Annotated in this window: 17 protein-coding genes and 1 riboswitch; of the genes, 4 read left to right on the top strand and 13 right to left on the bottom strand. The window is 65.1% G+C overall.

Annotation, left to right across the window (positions count from 1 at the left end; all coding sequences use genetic code 11):
* Positions 1 to 66: 66 nt before the first annotated feature.
* Positions 67 to 279, bottom strand: a riboswitch (cobalamin riboswitch).
* A 102-nt stretch (positions 280 to 381) separates the two neighbouring features.
* The 6 genes from PCA10_RS09000 to ttcA all read right to left on the bottom strand — a co-directional run bounded on the left by PCA10_RS09000 (position 382) and on the right by ttcA (position 4,733).
* On the bottom strand, positions 382 to 1,032 hold the full coding sequence (locus tag PCA10_RS09000; protein WP_016491751.1) for an O-methyltransferase: 651 nt from the start codon (positions 1,030 to 1,032) through the stop codon (positions 382 to 384).
* 7 nt (positions 1,033 to 1,039) lie between these two features.
* Positions 1,040 to 1,564, bottom strand: a complete 525-nt coding sequence (locus PCA10_RS08995) for a C40 family peptidase (protein ID WP_016491750.1) — start codon at positions 1,562 to 1,564, stop codon at positions 1,040 to 1,042.
* Between the two features lie 140 nt (positions 1,565 to 1,704).
* On the bottom strand, positions 1,705 to 2,322 hold the full coding sequence (locus PCA10_RS08990; protein ID WP_016491749.1) for a C40 family peptidase: 618 nt from the start codon (positions 2,320 to 2,322) through the stop codon (positions 1,705 to 1,707).
* Between the two features lie 68 nt (positions 2,323 to 2,390).
* Positions 2,391 to 3,155 carry an NAD-dependent deacylase gene (locus PCA10_RS08985; protein ID WP_016491748.1) on the bottom strand — a complete coding sequence of 255 codons (765 nt, stop codon included), beginning with the start codon at positions 3,153 to 3,155 and terminating at the stop codon, positions 2,391 to 2,393.
* Between the two features lie 33 nt (positions 3,156 to 3,188).
* Positions 3,189 to 3,860, bottom strand: a complete 672-nt coding sequence (locus PCA10_RS08980) for a DNA-3-methyladenine glycosylase I (protein WP_016491747.1) — start codon at positions 3,858 to 3,860, stop codon at positions 3,189 to 3,191.
* A gap of 48 nt (positions 3,861 to 3,908) precedes the next feature.
* Positions 3,909 to 4,733 carry a tRNA 2-thiocytidine(32) synthetase TtcA gene (gene ttcA / locus PCA10_RS08975; RefSeq protein WP_016491746.1) on the bottom strand — a complete coding sequence of 275 codons (825 nt, stop codon included), beginning with the start codon at positions 4,731 to 4,733 and terminating at the stop codon, positions 3,909 to 3,911.
* Positions 4,734 to 4,973: 240 nt separating this feature from the next.
* Here ttcA and PCA10_RS08970 point away from each other — a divergent pair, with 240 nt between their 5' ends.
* The 3 genes from PCA10_RS08970 (at position 4,974) to PCA10_RS08960 (ending at position 6,942) form a co-directional block, all read left to right on the top strand.
* Positions 4,974 to 5,570 (top strand): DNA-J related domain-containing protein, encoded by a 597-nt coding sequence (locus PCA10_RS08970; RefSeq protein ID WP_016491745.1) that lies wholly within the window; start codon positions 4,974 to 4,976, stop codon positions 5,568 to 5,570.
* 155 nt (positions 5,571 to 5,725) lie between these two features.
* On the top strand, positions 5,726 to 6,325 hold the full coding sequence (locus PCA10_RS08965; protein ID WP_016491744.1) for a Yip1 family protein: 600 nt from the start codon (positions 5,726 to 5,728) through the stop codon (positions 6,323 to 6,325).
* A 125-nt stretch (positions 6,326 to 6,450) separates the two neighbouring features.
* Entirely contained in the window at positions 6,451 to 6,942 is a 492-nt protein-coding gene (locus tag PCA10_RS08960) for a SprT family zinc-dependent metalloprotease (protein WP_016491743.1), read from the top strand.
* 142 nt (positions 6,943 to 7,084) lie between these two features.
* Here the strand turns inward: PCA10_RS08960 and PCA10_RS08955 are convergent, their stop codons facing one another.
* The 4 genes from PCA10_RS08955 to PCA10_RS08940 all read right to left on the bottom strand — a co-directional run bounded on the left by PCA10_RS08955 (position 7,085) and on the right by PCA10_RS08940 (position 12,617).
* Entirely contained in the window at positions 7,085 to 8,266 is a 1,182-nt protein-coding gene (locus PCA10_RS08955) for a CaiB/BaiF CoA transferase family protein (protein ID WP_016491742.1), read from the bottom strand.
* A 15-nt stretch (positions 8,267 to 8,281) separates the two neighbouring features.
* A complete protein-coding gene (locus PCA10_RS08950; protein ID WP_016491741.1) occupies positions 8,282 to 9,919 on the bottom strand; it encodes an AMP-binding protein in 1,638 nt (545 codons plus the stop codon).
* Between the two features lie 62 nt (positions 9,920 to 9,981).
* Entirely contained in the window at positions 9,982 to 11,121 is a 1,140-nt protein-coding gene (locus PCA10_RS08945; protein WP_016491740.1) for an acyl-CoA dehydrogenase family protein, read from the bottom strand.
* Positions 11,122 to 11,321: 200 nt separating this feature from the next.
* Positions 11,322 to 12,617 carry a dicarboxylate/amino acid:cation symporter gene (locus PCA10_RS08940; RefSeq protein WP_016491739.1) on the bottom strand — a complete coding sequence of 432 codons (1,296 nt, stop codon included), beginning with the start codon at positions 12,615 to 12,617 and terminating at the stop codon, positions 11,322 to 11,324.
* 324 nt (positions 12,618 to 12,941) lie between these two features.
* Between PCA10_RS08940 and PCA10_RS08935 the strand changes: the two genes are divergently transcribed.
* Positions 12,942 to 13,940 carry an AraC family transcriptional regulator gene (locus PCA10_RS08935; RefSeq protein WP_016491738.1) on the top strand — a complete coding sequence of 333 codons (999 nt, stop codon included), beginning with the start codon at positions 12,942 to 12,944 and terminating at the stop codon, positions 13,938 to 13,940.
* A gap of 189 nt (positions 13,941 to 14,129) precedes the next feature.
* Here the strand turns inward: PCA10_RS08935 and PCA10_RS08930 are convergent, their stop codons facing one another.
* From PCA10_RS08930 to PCA10_RS08920, 3 genes are all read right to left on the bottom strand, one after another.
* Entirely contained in the window at positions 14,130 to 15,509 is a 1,380-nt protein-coding gene (locus PCA10_RS08930; RefSeq protein ID WP_016491737.1) for an ATP-binding protein, read from the bottom strand.
* Positions 15,506 to 16,183 (bottom strand): response regulator, encoded by a 678-nt coding sequence (locus PCA10_RS08925; protein WP_016491736.1) that lies wholly within the window; start codon positions 16,181 to 16,183, stop codon positions 15,506 to 15,508. The genes PCA10_RS08930 and PCA10_RS08925 overlap by 4 nt, the downstream gene beginning before the upstream one ends.
* Positions 16,184 to 16,387: 204 nt before the next feature.
* A complete protein-coding gene (locus tag PCA10_RS08920; RefSeq protein ID WP_016491735.1) occupies positions 16,388 to 16,993 on the bottom strand; it encodes an outer membrane beta-barrel protein in 606 nt (201 codons plus the stop codon).
* Between the last annotated feature and the right edge of the window lie 342 nt (positions 16,994 to 17,335).

Below are 17,335 nucleotides of genomic sequence, written 5' to 3'. Positions count from 1 at the left end.
GTCTGGATCTCCGTCGTGCCACCCGCGCGACATCTATAGGGGGTACTGCATGCGGAAGGCTCCGCGATGCCCTGCTTGCACCAGGCCGGTCTCCGGGCTTGCGAGTGGAGCCTGAGCTCCCGTGCCGCGCCTTCCCGTGCAGTGCACAGTGGCCGATTGCGGCGTTCTACTCGCCTACCGTTGCGGGGGCAGCGCCGGATTCTTCGAAGGAATGGACCGGCTTCCCTGTTTCACTCCCTGGGTCGAAACCAAGGGGGCACCTGAGGCAGCGGCGAAGGTTAGAGGGTTGGGGGAACAGCGTCAAACCCGATGGATCAGCCAGGGAATCGATGGGTATCGCTTCGCTCAACCCGCCCTACCCGCGCCCCCCCTGACTGCCTGTCAGCGTTTGCGGCAGAGGGTCAGGCCATCGCCCAGCGGCAGCAGGGAAAGGTCGACGCGCGGGTCGTGCTTCAGAGCGAGGTTCAGGGCCTGGATGGCGCGGGTGTCGGGATCGTCCGGCGCGGTTTCCAGCACGCGACCGCTCCACAGCACGTTATCGAACAGAACCAGGCCGCCCTGGCGCACCAGGCGCAGGGCCTGCTCCAGATAGGCGGGGTAATTGGCCTTGTCGGCATCGATGAAGATCAGGTCGAAGCTGCCATCCGCCAGGCCGGACAAGGTGCCCAGCGCCGGCGCCAGGAGCAGTTCGATGCGCTCGGCGAGGCCCGCCTCCCGCCAATAGCGACGGGCGATGGCGTTGTAGTCGCCGGGCAGGTCGCAGCAGACCATTCGGCCGTCGTCCGGCAACTCCGCGGCCATGCACAGGGCGCTGTAGCCGGTGAAGGTACCCACCTCGAGGATGCGCCGGGCGCCCGTCAGCTTGACCAGCAGGGCCATGAACTGGCCCTGCTCCGGCGCGATCTGCCAGCGGGCCGTGGGCATGGCCGCGGTTTCCGCACGCAGGCGTTGCAGCAGCGGGGTCTCCCGCAGCGAAACATCGAGCAGATAGCCATAGAGGGCGTCGTCGAGATTCAGCGTGCGGTTGGTCATGGGCGCCTCAGTGAGTCTGGGCCACGCGCGGGGCGAAGAGCACCCGCTTGGCGCTCAGGTAGCTACGTTGCCAGTAGCTGTTGGACAGACTGTCCAGGCGCACCGTTCCGCCGGTGCGCGGCGCATGGACGAAACGACCTTCACCCACATAGATGCCGGCGTGGCTGACCTGCCCGCCGCCATTGGTGGCGAAGAACACCAGGTCGCCGCTCTGCAACGCATTGGCGCCGATGCTGGGGGCGCGCATGGCGATCAGCTCGCCGGTGGTGCGCGGCAGGCTGATGCCGGCGACATCACGGTAGACGTAGCCGATCAGGCCGCTGCAGTCGAAGCCGCTGTCCGGGGTATTGCCACCCCAGCGGTAGGGCGTGCCCACCAGGCCCAGGGCGCGGAACAGCACATCTTCGGCGACGGGCGAGAACTGCTGGGAGGGGGCGTAGACGACGGGAGCGGGAGGCGGCGGCGCCTTGCTCGCGCAAGCGGTGAGCAGCGCAGCCAGGGTGAGGATGGCAAAGCGTTCCGGTGCGAGCATGGCAAGTCAGTCCTGACTTGAGGTATGCACGCTAATTTGCTGATCTCACAGTGATATTGCAAGTGAAAGCTGCACGATCAGGCAGAAAAAAACCGAGGGGGCCGTCGAGGCCGCCTCGGTTTCTCGTCCCGCCCGCCCGATCAGCGATGCAGCGGGTGGCGTGGGGTGTTCATGGCCAGGACGCGCTTGGCTTCCATGTAGCTGGCCTTCCAGTAGCGGTCGTCGAGGCTGTCGACGCGCACACCGCCGCTGCGGTGGCTGCTGGAATGGATGAACTGGTCGTCGCCGATATAGATGCCGGCGTGGCTGACGCGGCCACGACCACGGTTGTTGAAGAACACGATATCGCCGGGTTGCAGCTCGCTGCGGGCGATCACCGGGGCCTTCAGGTTGATCATCTCGCGGGTGGAGCGCGGCAGCTGGATGCCGGCCTCTTCCTTGAACAGGAAGCCCACGAAGCCGCTGCAATCGAAGCCGGTCTTCAGGGAGCGGCCACCGAAGCGGTAAGGCGTGCCCACCAGCTCGAAGCCACGCTCCAACAGGCCATCGGCCAGGGAGGGCATCTGGTAGGGCTCATCATCGGTGAGATTGGCCAGGTCCAGAGCGGTGAGCTCGTGGCGGGCCAGCAACGAATCAGGAGCGCCGTCGGCTACCGGAGCCGCCGACTGGTATTCGGGCTGCTGCTGCACATTACTTGCGCAAGCGGCGAGGAACAGCGCCAACGTGATGGGCACGAGGGGTGCGAAGCGCTTCAGCATGGGCACGACCGTGTCAGACAATTTTTAATGACGGCCGACTATGCCCTCTATCGCTCTCATATGCAAATTTAATCGCCCGAAATGTGACTTAGCAGTCCTTGCAGGACTTCTAAGGCTTTTCCTCTGAGGTGGACGTCGACCACAGGACTGAGGTCGGTGAGCGCCGGGTTGATCTCCACGGTGAAACCGCCTGCTTGGCGGGTGCGGAGGACGGGCTCGATGATGTAGGGAAAGCTCGCCGTGGTTCCCACCGAGATCACCGCATCGAATCCCTTGCGTAGCTCGGCGTAGAGGCTGTCGATGGCCTGCTCTGGGAGCATTTCTTCGAACAGCACCACGGGTGGCCGGAGAATACCACCACATTCATGGCATTTGGGAGGCATTTCCCCTGCCAGATGTCGGGCAAGGTCGGGACTTTCCGCCCCGCAGGATTGGCAGAACAGCGGCGACAGCTCGCCATGGATCTCGATCAACCTGTCCACGGGGGAACCCGCCTGGCGGTGGTAGCCATCGATATTCTGGGTCAGCACCCAGCACTCGGGCTTGAACCGCTGCAGCTCGGCGATGGCCTCGTGACCGGCGTTCGGCCGGGCGCCCAGGCAGGCGCGTCCGAGCTGGGCGAGGTACTTCCAGCAGAGCGCCGGGTTGCGCCGCAGCATGGGCCCGGAGAGCGCCTCCTCGATGGGTAGCCCCTCCTCCGTCACACCGTTGTACAGGCCACCCAGGCCCCGATAGGTGGGCAGGCCCGAATCGGCCGACAGCCCGGCCCCTGTGATTACCAGAATCCGCTCGGCCGCCTGGATGGCCGCCGCCACACGCTGGATATCCGACATCTTCCCTCCCCGCCCGCCGGTGTCCGGCGAGCTTCAGTGATTGACGGTATGGGCCAGCATCATGGACAGCTGGCAGAGCGGGCGGCCGCTTTCGGCGTGCCACTGGTTGAAGGCGGCCTGCACCAGGGCCAGGTCCTTCAGGCTGGTGGGCGCCTTGTCGATGATGTCCTGGGCTTTCAGCGCGACCACCATGTCATCGGTGGGGATGAAGGAGTCCTTGCCCACCATGCGCAAGAAGCGCGGCGCCGAGAGCCCGCCCAACTGGCTGCCGTGCTTGGCCAGGTACTTCCAGAGCCCGACTATGTCGCTCACCGGCCAGTCGGCGACCAGGGCGCCGAAGCTGCCCTTCTCCCGCGCCACGTCGAGCACGAACTGGGCGTTGCGCGGCACGCTCTTGAGCTTGCCCAGGTGGCGGATCACGCGGGCGTCCTGCATCAGCCGCTCCAGGTGCTCGGCGCTCATCAGCACCACCTTGTGCGGATCGAAGCCGAAGAACACCTCTTCGAAGGCCGGCCACTTGGCGTCCACCAGGCTGTGCTTGAGGCCCGCACGGAACACCCGCAGCGCCAGCAGCGACAGGTAGCGGTCGTCGGTGAGCGCCCGCAGCTCGGCGTCGCTGCGCGGCTGCGGCAGGCGCGCTTCAAGGGCCTCGGCCGAGCCGAAGCGGTTCAGGCAATACTCGTGGAGCCAGCGGTAGTCGCGCATGGGGAATCCTTTCTGGCCGGGGGAGGAATGCCCCCGGCGCATGCCGAATCAGATATTGACCACGTCCAGGGTACGCGGCGCCGCAGTCTCGTCGATGCGCAGGCTGGCGAAGTCGAACAGGTTGCGGTCGGCCAGTTGCGAGGGCACCACGTTCTGCAGGGCGCGGAACATGATCTCGGTGCGGCCCGGCGACTTGCGCTCCCAATCGTTGAGCATCTCCTTGACCACCTGGCGCTGCAGGTTTTCCTGGGAGCCACAGAGGTTGCACGGGATGATCGGGAACTCCTTGAGAACGGAGTAGGCCTCGATATCGGCCTCGTTGCAGTAGGCCAGCGGACGGATCACCACGTTGCGGCCGTCGTCGGCCAGCAGCTTGGGCGGCATGGCCTTGAGGGTGCCGCCGTAGAACATGTTGAGGAAGAAGGTTTCCAGGATGTCGTCGCGGTGGTGCCCCAGGGCCATCTTGGTCGCGCCGATCTCGTCGGCGAAGGTATAGAGAGTGCCACGGCGCAGGCGCGAGCAGAGCGAGCAGGTGGTCTTGCCTTCCGGGATCTTCTCCTTCACCACCGAGTAGGTGTCCTTCTCGATGATGTGGTACGCCACGCCGATGGACTCCAGATACGCCGGCAGCACGTGCTCGGGGAAGCCGGGCTGCTTCTGGTCCATGTTCACTGCGACGATCTCGAACTTGATCGGGGCGACCTTCTGCAGGTACAGCAGCACGTCCAGCATGGTGTAGCTGTCCTTGCCGCCGGACAGGCAGACCATGACCTTGTCGCCATCCTCGATCATGTTGAAGTCGGTGATGGCCTCGCCGGCCAGGCGGCGGATACGTTTCTGCAGTTTGTTCTGGTTGACCGAAAGGGTGCCCATGGTGCTCTGAAGTCCGGGGGGAATGCGAAAAGCTGGCTATTTTACGCACAAAGCGCGCGCGGCCCCAGCCCCATCGTCAGCCTGTGCTAGGTTCTGTACGAAAAGTCGTCGAGCGAAGGTCAGGCTAGGCAAAAATCGGTGAGGAAGCGGAGTTAACGAGCTGTTAATGAGCATTGCGAACCGATTTTTAACAACGCATCACCGAGCGCAGACAGTTTTCGTACGAACCTAGGCCCGCCGATGAGCCATGACCTCGACCCCGCGCTAGACCTCGCCGACCAGCTCCACGAACTGCTGCGTGAAGCTCCCGAGGGCCTGAGCGAGTACCAGCTGATCCAGGCCCTGAAGGCCCGCCACTCCACCCATATCCCCCATCTGGAACTCACCGACAGGTTGGTGCTGTTCCGCACCCATTTCCTGGTGTTCAACGCCCTCTACCGCCTGCGCGACCAGCTCAATGCCGAGGCCAGCGGCCAACTGGCGATCAGCCCCCTGTGCGTCCAGCTGCTGCCCTACACGGCCGGCAGCGCCGCCCTCTGCGAGCTGGACCCGCTGCGCGACTACTACCTGGACCTGGACAACCTGCGGGACACCACCGAACAGGACGTGGAGCGGCTGCTGGCCAGCTTCTGGACGCGCATGCAGGGCAGCGAGGAGAAGCTCGCCGCACTGGAACTGTTCGGCCTGCACGGCGGCAACCAGCCGCTCAGCCTGGCCCTGATCAAGCAGCGCTACCGTCAACTGGTGAGCCAGCACCACCCTGATCGCGGCGGCAGCACCTCGCGCCTGCAATCGATCAACAAGGCCATGGAAATACTGCAGCGCTATTACAGCTGAGCCTGAATCTTCGATTCGCTCTATGGCGCCTCCGGGCAGCCTGCCTATACTGCGACATAAGGTCGCATAGGTCGGCCGGGTACCGGGTGGCGCTGGCTACGCGCCCCCGGCGCTTCGCTGGGGGGCGACCTCATAATAATGAGGAGGTGTTCAGCATGATCCACCACGTTTGGGGGCTCTTCACCCATCCCGATCAAGAGTGGCAAGAGATCCGTGGCGAAGAAGAAAGCGTCAGCCACATGTACCTCACCCACGTCTTGCTCCTTGCTGCAATTCCCGTAATTTCTGCCTATATCGGCACCACCCAGGTCGGCTGGGTACTGGGCAAGGGCGATCCAGTGATGCTCACCCAGGCCAGCGCCCTGCAGATGTCCATCATGTCCTACCTGGCGATGCTGGCCGGCGTGGCGGTGATGGGCGCCTTCATCCACTGGATGGCACGCACCTACGATGCCAATCCGAGTATCACCGAGTGCATCGTCTTCGCCGCGTACTGCGCCACCCCGCTATTCATCGGCGGCCTGGCGGCGCTCTATCCGCACCTCTGGTTCGGCGCGACGGTGGGTACCCTGGCAATCTGCTACACGGTCTACCTGCTCTATGTGGGCATACCGACCTTCATGAACATTCCGAAGGACGAAGGCTTCCTGTTCTCCAGCTCGGTGCTGGCGGTCGGCCTGGTCGTGCTGGTGGCGATGATGGCCTCCGCCGTGATCCTCTGGGGCTTCGGCCTCGGGCCGGTATACACCAGCTAAGCGAATCCACTGATTTCCAGGCCGCCTGCGGGCGGCCTTTTTCATGCCTGGCCGAACCACTCGGCGGGACGGAGATTCGAGCCGGGGCCGCTTTGCGGCATAATTCCGCGCCAACGGAGTGCCCTATGCCCGAGCAGCTGCTTGCCCGCGTCGAAACCTGCTACCAGCAGGCGGAAGACTTCTTCAAATGTCAGTTCCCTCGCCCCGAAGTGAGCTTCAAGCTACGTGGGCAGAAAGCCGGTGTCGCCCACCTGGACGAGAACAAGCTGCGCTTCAATCCGCAGCTCTACCGCGAAAACCAGGAAGACTTCCTGCGCCAGACCGTGGCCCACGAAGTCGCGCACCTGGTCGCCCACCAATTGTTCGGCCACCGTATCCAGCCCCACGGCGAGGAATGGCAGCTGATCATGCGCGGCGTCTACGAGCTGCCGCCCAACCGCTGCCACAACTATGAAGTGAAGCGGCGCAAGGTGACCCGCTACCTCTATCGTTGCGCCTGCGCCGACGACCACCCCTTCTCCGCCCAGCGTCACGCCCTGGTGGCGCGCGGCCGCCGCTACTATTGCCGGCGTTGCCGGGTGACCCTGGTGTTCAGCGGCGAGCAGAGCCAGGCTTAACACCCGATCGAGATTGCTCTTGCACATGCAGGGGCGAATTCATTCGCCAAGCAGTCCGGAGGACTGCCCACCGCCGCTTCGGGGGCAGCTACGCCGCCCTTGGCGAATGAATTCGCCCCCACAAGGTGCTCCCACCCCAGCCCTACCCCACCACTTTCGCAGCTTTCAATGCCGCGATCCGCTCAGGAGTTAGCCCCAGCTCGGCCAGCACCTCGGCCGTATGGGAGCCCAGCGCCCCGCCGGCATGGCGCGGCGCCGGCAGGCCGGCGGAGAACTTGATCGGACAGGCGATCTGCCGCTGCGCCGGCAGACCCTCGCGGGGCACCTCCACCACCAGGTCGCGGGCCAGGATGTGCGGGTGCTCCACCGCCTCGGACAGCGGCAGCATGGGTTCCACGCAGGCATCCAGGGCGGCGAACACCTCCAGCCACTCGGCGAAGTCGCGCTTCTCGAACTCGATGCCGATGGCCCGTTTCAGCTCCTGCTGGTCTTCCGGCTTGGGCGACAGGCCCCTGGCCGCCAGCTCGGGGCGGCCAATGGCGGCGCAGAACTGCTGCATGAACTGTGGCTCCAGGCTGCCCACCGAGAACCAGCGACCATCACGGGTGCGATAGTAGTCGTAGAAGCTGCCGCCATTCAGCGCCTGGTTTTCCATGTCCGGCTCGACCCCGGCGCCGAGGTAGCCGGCGCCGGCCATGCCGTGCAGGGCGAAGGCGCAGTCGGTCATGCTCACGTCCACATGCTGCCCCTCCCCCGTGGCCTGGCGATGAATCACCGCCGCCAGCAGGCCCATCACCCCGTGCAGCGAACCGCCGCCGATATCCGCCAGTTGCACGCCCAGCGGCAAGGGGCCGCTGTCCTGGCGCCCGGTGTAGCTGGCGATGCCGGCCAGGGCCAGGTAATTGATGTCGTGCCCGGCGCGGTCGCGGTAGGGGCCGGTCTGGCCGTAGCCGGTGATGGAGACGTAGATCAGCTTCGGATTGATCGCCTTCAACGCCTCATAGCCCAGCCCCAGCCGCTCCATCACCCCGGGGCGGAACTGCTCCAGGACGATGTCGTAGTCGGCCACCAGCTGCCGCACCAGCTCCACCGCCTCCGGCCGCTTCAGGTCCAGGGCGATGCTGCGCTTGTTGCGATTGAGGTAGGCGTGGCTGGTGGACTGGCCGCCGTCGTGGGGCGGCAGCACCCGCACCAGGTCCGTGCGCGTCGGGGACTCCACCCGCAACACGTCGGCGCCCATGTCGGCCAAGAGCAGCGAGGCGAACGGCCCCGGCAGCAGGGTGGAGAAATCGAGGATCTTCAGTGAGGAAAGCGGGCCTTTCATGGCAACTCCTGATGGCTATTCCCAGTGCAACGCCTGGCGCGCATCGAGGCGATCGACCGCCTCGGCGTAACGGGCTTCCAACACGTTGCGGCGAATCTTCATGGTGGGGGTCATGCAGCCGTTATCCACCGTCCAGGGCTCACGCACCAGCAACAGGTGGCTGACGCGTTCATGGGGCAACAGCGTGCCGTTGATCTGTTCGAGGGTGGCCAGGAGGTCCGCCTCCACCTGCGCGCGGGCTTGCGCGCGGGCGGCCGGGCTGAGCTCCACCAGCGCCAGGGGTTGGTCCAGGCCGCTGCCCATCAGGCACACCTGCTCCACCCAGAGACTCTTGGCGATTTCGCCTTCGATGGGCGCGGGCGCCACGTACTTGCCCTTGCTGGTCTTGAAGATGTCCTTCACCCGGCCGGTGATTCGCAGGTAACCGTCGGCGTCGATCTGCCCCTTGTCGCCGGTGTGCAGCCAGCCATCGCGCAGGGTTTCCGCGCTCTTGTCCGGCTCCAGGTAGTAGCCGGTCATCAAGGACGGGCTGCGGTAGAGGATTTCGCCATCGTCGGCGATGCGCAGCTGGTTATCCGGCATCACCCGCCCCACGGTGCCGAAGCGAACCTGCCCTGGCCGATTGAAGTTGCCGTAGGCGAAGTTCTCGGTCATGCCGTAGCCCTCGCAGATGGTCAGGCCGATGCGCCGGTACCACTCCAGCAGCGCCACCGGAATCGGCGCGGCGCCGCTCACCAGTACCCGCGCACGATCCAGCCCCAGGCCACGGCGGATCTTCCAGGCCACCAGCGCGCCCAGCAGCGGCAGCGCCAGCAGGCGATCCAACCTCGATTGCGGCAGCCGCTCCAGCACGCCCTGCTGGAAACGCGTCCACAGGCGCGGCACCGAGAAGAACTGGGTGGGCCGCACCGCGCGCAGGTCCTCCGCGAAGGTCTCCAGGGATTCGACGAAGGCGATCCCGGCGCCGCAGTACAAGCTGTTGGTCGCCACCAGGAAACGCTCGGCGGCATGGGACAACGGCAGGTAAGAGAAGAACTGGTCGTCCGGCCCCAGCCCGGTTTCGGCCACCGAGCGACTGGAGGCGAAGGCGAAGGCCCCGGCCGTCTGCATCACGCCCTTGGGCTGGCCGGTGGTGCCGGAGGTATAGAGGATGCTGAGCAGGTCGTCCGCCCGTTGCTCATGGGCTTCGCGCAGTGGCTCGTGAAGCGCCAGCAGCTCGCCCCAGCCATGGTCGGCGCGCAGGGTCGGATAGGGCATGGCGATGCGCCGTATCTCGGCCGGAATGCCCGGCTCCAGCCGCTCGGCGTCGTCCAGCTTGCCGAGGATGATCACCTTGCACGCCGAATGGCGCAGCACATAGTCGATGCTTGCCGCCGACTGCAACGGATAGAGCGGCACGCTGACCAGGCCGGCGAGCATGATCGCCAGGTCGCTCAGCAGCCACTCGGCGCAGTTCTTGGCGAGGATCGCCACCCGGTCCCCCGGCTCGCAGCCCATGGCGCGCAACGCGCTGGCCATGCGCCTGGCGCGGTCGTCGGCCTCGCGCCAGGTGATGGGGTGCCAGGTCCGCGCCACCGGCTGGCGCAACCAGACGCGGTCCGGCGCACGCTCCACCCAGTGGGCGAATCGTTGCAACGGCAGTTGTTCGCTCATCCTGCAGCCCTCTTGTTGTTGTTCTTGGCAGCCCGACACTCTAGAACATGGGCGTCATGGCGTCAGAGCTTCATGCCGCGACTGATGATCTCCTTCATGATTTCCGAGGTGCCGGCGAAGATGCGCTGGATGCGTGCGTTGGCGTACATCCGGCAGATGGGGTATTCCCACATGTAGCCCCAGCCGCCGTGCAACTGCACGCCCTCGTCCACCACCTTGCCCAGCAGTTCGGTGGTGAACAGCTTGGCCTCGGCGGCCACTTCCGGGGTGAGTTGCTTCTGGTTGTGGTCCATCACGCAGCGGTCGGTGAAGACCTGGGCGACGTCGATCTGGGTACGCATCTCGGCCAGCTTGAAGCGGGTGTTCTGGAAGTGCGAAATCGGACGGTCGAAGGCCTTGCGCTCCTTCACGTAGTCGATGGTGGCCTGCAACGCCGCCTCGGCGCCGGCCACCGCACCGCAGGCGTTGGTCAGGCGCTCCTGGGCGAGCATGTTCATCAGGTAGAAGAAGCCGCCCTTGGCATCGCCCAGCAGGTTTTCCTTGGGCACCTTGAGGTTGTTGAAGAACAGCTCGGCGGTGTCCTGGCTCTTCATGCCCAGCTTCTTCAGGTTGCGACCGCGCTCGAACCCTTCCATGCCCCGCTCCACCAGGAACAGGCCCATGGCGTGCTTGTTCGCGGGGTCGGTCTTGGCGGCGACTATCACCACATCCGCCAGCAGGCCGTTGGAGATGAACACCTTGGAGCCGTTGAGCAGCCAATGGTCACCCTTGTCCACGGCGGTGGTGCGCATGCCGGCGAGGTCGGAGCCGGCGGAGGGCTCGGTCATGGCCACCGCGAGAATGGTCTCGCCACGGATGATCCCCGGCAGCAAGCGCGCCTTCTGCTCGGCATTGCCGTATTCGGCGATGTAGGGGCCGCAGAGCGCCGAATGCAACGGGATCATGAAGCCGGGCTCGTTAATGTAGGCCAGCTCTTCGGCCATGATCTGCTCGTAGCGGAAGTCCTTGAGCCCGGCGCCGCCGTACTCCTCGTCCGCCCAGGGCAACAGGAAGCCCATCTCCCCCGCCTTCTTCCAGACGCTGCGGTCGACCACACCGGCGGCCTCCCATTCCTCCTGGTGCGGCACCACCTCCTTCTGCAGGAAGGCGCGGAAGGCGTCGCGAAACAGGTTGTGCTCGGTCTCGAAATGAATGCGCTGCATGGCGTTGGCTCCCTGGGCCGATGTCGTGCCGCAGGTTAGGCGCCAGGCGCTCGCCCCCTCAATGACCCAAGCGCTCAGCGCGGGTTGACCCAATCGTTCAAGCCCCCGCCTCGAAAAATCACGGACAAAAAAAGGCCCGGCTACGGGGGCCGGGCCTGGAAAATTCTCCTCACGGAGGAGAACGCTGTAGCTCTGGTCGATCAGGCAGTGGTCTGCGGAGCGACGCCGGCGTCTGCGGTACCGCCACTGGCCAGCTCGCGCTGCAGGGTGTCTTCGTCCAGCTCCTTGCACCACTTGGCGACCACGATGGTGGCCACGCCGTTGCCGATCAGGTTGGTCAGGGCACGGGCTTCGGACATGAAGCGGTCGATGCCGAGGATCAGCGCCAGGCCGGCGACCGGCAGGTGGCCGACGGCGGACAGGGTGGCGGCCAGCACGATGAAGCCGGAGCCAGTGACGCCGGCGGCGCCCTTGGAGGCGACCAGCAGCACGGCCAGCAGGGTCAGCTGGTGGGTGATGTCCATCGGGGTGTCAGTGGCCTGGGCGATGAACACCGCGGCCATGGTCAGGTAGATGGAGGTGCCGTCGAGGTTGAAGGAGTAGCCGGTGGGGATCACCAGGCCGACCACGGATTTCTTCGCGCCCAGCTTTTCCATCTTGTTCAGCATGCGCGGCAGGGCCGACTCGGAGGACGAGGTGCCGAGCACGATCAGCAGCTCTTCGCGGATGTAGCGGATGAAGCGCAGGATGCTGAAGCCGTGGGCGCGGGCGATGCCGCCCAGGACCACCAGGATGAAGAACACGCAGGTGATGTAGAAGCACAGCATCAGCTGGCCGAGCTGCACCAGCGAGCCCACGCCGTACTGGCCGATGGTGAAGGCCATGGCGCCGAATGCACCGATGGGGGCGACCTTCATGATCATGTTGATGATGCCGAACATCACCTGGGCGATGCGGTCGATGAACTCCAGCACCGGCCGGCCGTAGTCACCCATGCGCTGCAGGGCGAAGGCGAAGATCACGGAGAAGAACAGCACCTGCAGGATATCGCCGCTGGCGAAGGCGCCGACGATGGTGCTCGGGATCACGTTGAGCAGGAAGGCCACGGTGCTCTGCTGCTCGCCGGCGGCGGCGTAGGCGGCGATGCCCTTGATGTCCAGGCTGGCCGGATCGACGTGCATGCCGACGCCCGGCTGGACGATGTTGACCACCACCAGGCCGATGATCAGGGCGATGGTGGAAACGATTTCGAAGTACAGCAGCGCGTAGCCGCCGGTCTTGCCCACTGCCTTCATGTCCTGCATGCCGGCGATGCCGCTGACCACGGTGCAGAAGATGATCGGCGCGATGGCCATCTTGATCAGTTTGACGAAGCCGTCACCCAGGGGTTTGAGCGCGACACCGGTCTCCGGATAGAAGTGGCCGAGCAGAATGCCGATGACGATGGCGGCGATGACCTGGACGTACAGGCTTTTGTAGAACGGTTGGCGGGACATGGCAGTGTTCCTTTCAAGTGATCCCGACCGCTTCCATTTGGGCCTGGCGTCACCGTGATCGACGTATCCCCCTGTCTGGGAGACTTTTGTTGTTGTGCGATCCAGTCGAATGGATGGCACTCTCCCTATTGCAGCCCCTGTGCCAACCTCAATAAAAAATTAAAATCCTTATTTTTCAATTAGTTATACATAAACGGCCGTTACTCCCCAGCGACCATCGGGCGGATTTCCGCCAGACCCCAGGGGGGATTTCCGCCACCTGCGCACTTGTGGCCGCCTCCGGCCACGCCCTACCATCGGCCTCCCCGACCACGGATCAGCACCATGCGTGAGCGCACCATCGCCAGCCATTTCGTTCGGGCCGCCCTGCGCGGCGCCATGGTTCGCGGCGTGGATTGCCTGCCGATCCTGCGCAATGCCGGCATCCAGCCGGCCCTGCTGGACGAACCCCGCGCACGGGTCGCCCCCGAACAGTTCTCGCGGCTGATGCAGCTGCTCTGGGAGGCGCTGGACGACGAGTACATGGGCTTCGGCCAGCAGCGCAGCAAGCGCGGCACCTTCGCCATGATGTGCCACGCGATCATCCACTGCCGCACCCTGGAGAAGGCCCTGGGCCGTGGCACGCTGTTCTACGGACTGTTCCCCGATGGGCCGCGCATCACCCTCGAGCGGGACGGCGACTTCGCCGTGCTGGCAGTGGACGACAGCCTGCTCCAGGACCCGGACCATTTCCTGGTGGAGAGCCTGCTGGTGATCTGGCACCGCCTGGGCAGCTGGCTGATCGGCCAGCGCATCCGCCTGGAACAGGCCACCTTCAGCTACGCCGAACCGGCCCACGCCAGCGAATACGAACTGCTCTTCCCCACCAGCCGGCGGTTCGACGCGCCGACCATCAGCCTGCGCTTCCCTGTGCGCTACCTGGCCATGCCGCTGCTGCAGGACGAGCGCACCCTGAAGCACTTCCTCGAACACTCGCCGGCCGACCTGCTGGCCCGTCCGGATGGCGGCGACAGCCTGACCAGCCAGATCCGCCGTCTGCTCGGCCGCGACTGCCGCGACTGGCCCGACCTGGAAGCCGTGGCCCAGCACCTGCACATCAGCCCACAGACCCTGCGCCGGCACTTGAGGGAAGAAGGTTCGAGCTTCCAGGAACTGAAGGACCACCTGCGCCGCGACCTGGCCATCTACCACCTGGGTCGGGACGAGCTGTCGATCCAGGACATCGCCGAGCAGCTCGGCTTTTCCGAGCCCTCGGCCTTCCATCGCGCCTTCAAGAAATGGACGGGGCTGACCCCTGGGGCCTACAGGGCGCAGGAAGCCTGAGGCGCCAGGGGGGCGATTGTTCTGTGGGGGCGAATTCATTCGCCAAGCAGGACGAAGTCCTGCCGTAGGTTGGCGCTGAGCTCGCGAAGCCCAACATGGGAATCCTCGCCACTGGCGTTGGGCTTCGCGCCGCTCTGCCACAACCTACAGGATTCCTGCCTCACTCCCGCCCCTCTCCAAGAGGGAGGTTCAGAGCGCCGGGAAGCGGATCCTGAAGTCCGCACCGCCCAAAGCCGACTCGTCGACGAACAGTTCGCCGTCGTAGCTTTCGATGATGTCCTTGACCACCGCCGTGCCTATGCCGTGGCCTGGGTGCTGCGCGTCCAGGCGCTCGCCGCGCTTGAGGATACGTTCGCGCTGGCCCATGGGCACGCCGGGGCCGTCGTCTTCCACCCGCAGTTCGCAATAGCCGTCGCACACCCGGGCGCTCACGCGGATGTGCCCAAGGCTGAGGCGGTAGGCGTTCTCCAACAGGTTGCCGAGGATCTCCAGCAAGGCGCCCTGCTCCATCGGCACCAGCAGGCCCTCGTCGAAGTCCCGCTCCACCCGTACCTGCTTCTCCCGGTAGACCTTGTCCAGGGCGTCGCAGAGGGTGTCCAGCAAGGGCGACAACTGCACCTTGTGGCGCACCAGGCCGCTCTTGCGCAGGGAGGCGCGCTGCAGCTGGTAGCCGATCTGCTGGCTCATGCGCTCGATCTGGCTACGCAGCACGCGGGCCTGGTCCAGGTTATGCGGCTGCGCGGCGATGGTTTCGCTGACCCCCTGCAACACCGCCAGCGGGGTCTTCAGGCTATGGGCCAGGTCATCCAGGGAATTGCGGTAGCGCTCACGCTGGCGGCGCTCGTTGTCCAGCAGGCGGTTGAGCGACTTGGTCAGGCGCAACAGCTCCCGTGGATGCTCATCGCTCAGGCTGTCGCGACTGCCGGACTCCACCTCGTCCAGCTCGGCCCTGATCCCGCGCAGGCTGCGAAAGCCCCAGGTCAGGCCGAACCAGAGCAGCCCCAGCAACACCAGCAAGGCGCCGCCAAGCCAGAGGTACAGCTGCTCGAGGAAGCCGTCGTACATGGGCTGGTAATCGCTGACCGGCTGCATGGTGACGACGCTGTAGGCGGCCCGCTGTCCGCGCAACAGGTCCACCTCCACGTCATAGACGAAGAACTCGCGCCCCTGGGCATCGGTGACCCGCAGGAACTCAAAACTCTGGCCGTCGTAACGCGGCCGGTAGACCAGTTGCTCGTCCCGCGAAGACTGGGACTGCCAGACCAGCACACCCTCGCTGTCATAGATGAAGCCCAGCTGGTTGGCTTCCAGGTTGTCGAATTCCTCGTTGGGCAGCTTGTCGGGCATTTCCAGCTGGCCGTTCTCCACCCTGGCCGCCGCGATCAGCGAACCGGCGTCGGCGGCCAGGCGCTGTTGGATCGACTGCTCGAAAGCCATGACAAAAGCGCCGCGCAGCGCAGGCAGCAGCGCCAGCATGAACAGAGAGGCCATCGCGGTTGCACCAAGCATCAGGCGCAGGCGCAACGACCACTTCAAGGGGCGGAACAGACCGCGCCAGCCCGGGGTCATCGGCAGCGCTCGGTGAACAGGTAGCCCTGGCCACGCACGGTATCGATCGGCTTGAAGCCGCTGTCGCCCTCCAGCTTGCGCCGCAGCCGCCCCACCAGCACCTCGATCACGTTGGGATCGCGCTCTTCGTCGCCGGGATAGAGCTGCTCCATCAGGCGCTCCTTGGCCACCACCTGCTGGTGATGGCGCATGAGGTACTCGAGGATGCGGTATTCGTAGGCGGTGAGCGGCAGGACCTCGCCGTCCAGTTGCGCCTGCTTGCGGTTGAGGTCCAGCAGCAGCGGACCGGCCTCGATGGTCGACTGGACGAAGCCCGAGGAGCGCCGCAACAAGGCATTGAGCCGGGCCTCCAGCTCTTCGAACTGGAAGGGCTTGACCACATAGTCGTCGGCGCCGGCGGCCAGGCCTTCGACCTTGTCCTGCCAGTTGCCACGAGCGGTGAGGATGAGGACGGGGAAGATCTTGCCCTGGCTGCGCAGCTGGCGGATCAGGTCCAGCCCGCTCATGCCCGGCAGGCCGAGGTCGACCACCGCCAAGTCATGGTTGTATTCCTCGGCGCGGTAGAGCGCCTCCTCGGCGTTGGGCACGGCGTCCACCACGTGGCCCTGCTCGCCCAGGCGGGTGTACAGGTGGTGGCGCAGTAGCGCCTCGTCTTCCACCACCAGCAACTTCATGGGCTGTCTCCCTAGGTCTTGTACGAAAAGTCGTCGAGCGAAGGTCAGGCAAGGCGAAATCGGCCGAAGAAGCGCAGTTTACGTGTTGTAAATGAGCATTCTGAGGCCGATTTCAACGCAGCATCACCGAGCGCAGGCACTTTTCGTACAGAACGTAATCAATGACGCGGCCGGGCGAGTGCCCGGCCGCAGTGCAACGTCGAATCAGAACTTGTAGTTGGCACCCAGGTAGGCCTGGCCGCTGCTGTACAGGTCCAGGGAGCCCAGGCGCGGACCGCCGTGCTCGCCCATATCGGTGCTGACGTTGGTACGCAGGTAACGATAGCCGGCCTCGATCGACGCGTTCTTGTTGATGTCCTGCAGGATACCGGCCTGCAGGCCGGCCGCGTAGTTGATGTTGCTGTCGCGGCTCATGCCGCGGCTTTCCTGCTCGAGCTTGACCAGGCCGAGGGTGGCGCCGCCGAACAGCTTGGTGTTGTAGTCGCCCACCGGAACGAACAGGTCGTAGCTGCCGAGCAGGTTCTGCTGGCGCAGCTTGTTGCCACGGTCGGTGTCGGAGAAGTTCTCGTAGGTCATGTAGTAGCGGCCGTTATCCTGCTGCTGGCCGGCGCGTACACCCCAGGTGTCGGTGCCGTGGATGACCTTGTCGAGTTTGGGGTTGTTCAGGTTCGCGTTGAGCGAGTCGGATTTCTGGATGTTGTTGCTGGTCTGCCCCCAGGTCAGGCCGACGAAGTTGTCTGCGGCCTGGGCGCCGACTGCGGCGAAGGCCAGGGCGGAAGCGAGGGCGATGCGGCTCAGGGTGCGGTTCATGAGAGGTTCCCTTTGGTGGTTGGCTGAACTCGCAACCAGATTGCGCGCCGGCCACTGAACCCCGCCTGAACCCTCCTTGAACCAACGCTGAACGAGTGCGCGACCGCCCTGAAAAAACGCGCGCAAAAAAAACGGGAGCCCATCCGGGCTCCCGCACTCAATTCAGAGAAAATGTCCGAAACCGGCAATGCCAGGGCTCCAGACTACAACCTCACCTGCGTTCCAGAAGAAACGCAGGGCCAGTCTGGCAAAAGCGGGACGCGGGTTCCGTTTCGCTTTGTTTGTCATTTGCAAACATATGTAAACGGCGACGCCGCTGGCCGATTGCGGCGACGCCGGGCA

Origin of the sequence: Pseudomonas resinovorans NBRC 106553, from assembly GCF_000412695.1 — a bacterium.
GTDB classification, from domain to species: domain Bacteria; phylum Pseudomonadota; class Gammaproteobacteria; order Pseudomonadales; family Pseudomonadaceae; genus Metapseudomonas; species Metapseudomonas resinovorans_A.
This window is presented reverse-complemented; position numbering and strand designations above follow the sequence as displayed.

Bases quoted from the DNA above. Each gene is read 5' to 3' on its own strand.
- PCA10_RS08985 (WP_016491748.1), bottom strand. From the start codon at position 3,155: ATGTCGGATATCCAGCGTGTGGCGGCGGCCATCCAGGCGGCCGAGCGG.
- PCA10_RS08935 (WP_016491738.1), top strand. From the start codon at position 12,942: ATGCGTGAGCGCACCATCGCCAGCCATTTCGTTCGGGCCGCCCTGCGC.
- PCA10_RS08955 (WP_016491742.1), bottom strand. From the start codon at position 8,266: ATGAAAGGCCCGCTTTCCTCACTGAAGATCCTCGATTTCTCCACCCTG.
- PCA10_RS08950 (WP_016491741.1), bottom strand. From the start codon at position 9,919: ATGAGCGAACAACTGCCGTTGCAACGATTCGCCCACTGGGTGGAGCGT.
- PCA10_RS08925 (WP_016491736.1), bottom strand. From the start codon at position 16,183: ATGAAGTTGCTGGTGGTGGAAGACGAGGCGCTACTGCGCCACCACCTG.
- PCA10_RS08965 (WP_016491744.1), top strand. From the start codon at position 5,726: ATGATCCACCACGTTTGGGGGCTCTTCACCCATCCCGATCAAGAGTGG.
- PCA10_RS08920 (WP_016491735.1), bottom strand. From the start codon at position 16,993: ATGAACCGCACCCTGAGCCGCATCGCCCTCGCTTCCGCCCTGGCCTTC.
- PCA10_RS08990 (WP_016491749.1), bottom strand. From the start codon at position 2,322: ATGCTGAAGCGCTTCGCACCCCTCGTGCCCATCACGTTGGCGCTGTTC.
- PCA10_RS08960 (WP_016491743.1), top strand. From the start codon at position 6,451: ATGCCCGAGCAGCTGCTTGCCCGCGTCGAAACCTGCTACCAGCAGGCG.
- PCA10_RS08980 (WP_016491747.1), bottom strand. From the start codon at position 3,860: ATGCGCGACTACCGCTGGCTCCACGAGTATTGCCTGAACCGCTTCGGC.
- PCA10_RS08970 (WP_016491745.1), top strand. From the start codon at position 4,974: ATGAGCCATGACCTCGACCCCGCGCTAGACCTCGCCGACCAGCTCCAC.
- PCA10_RS08995 (WP_016491750.1), bottom strand. From the start codon at position 1,564: ATGCTCGCACCGGAACGCTTTGCCATCCTCACCCTGGCTGCGCTGCTC.
- PCA10_RS08945 (WP_016491740.1), bottom strand. From the start codon at position 11,121: ATGCAGCGCATTCATTTCGAGACCGAGCACAACCTGTTTCGCGACGCC.
- PCA10_RS08940 (WP_016491739.1), bottom strand. From the start codon at position 12,617: ATGTCCCGCCAACCGTTCTACAAAAGCCTGTACGTCCAGGTCATCGCC.
- ttcA (WP_016491746.1), bottom strand. From the start codon at position 4,733: ATGGGCACCCTTTCGGTCAACCAGAACAAACTGCAGAAACGTATCCGC.
- PCA10_RS08930 (WP_016491737.1), bottom strand. From the start codon at position 15,509: ATGACCCCGGGCTGGCGCGGTCTGTTCCGCCCCTTGAAGTGGTCGTTG.
- PCA10_RS09000 (WP_016491751.1), bottom strand. From the start codon at position 1,032: ATGACCAACCGCACGCTGAATCTCGACGACGCCCTCTATGGCTATCTG.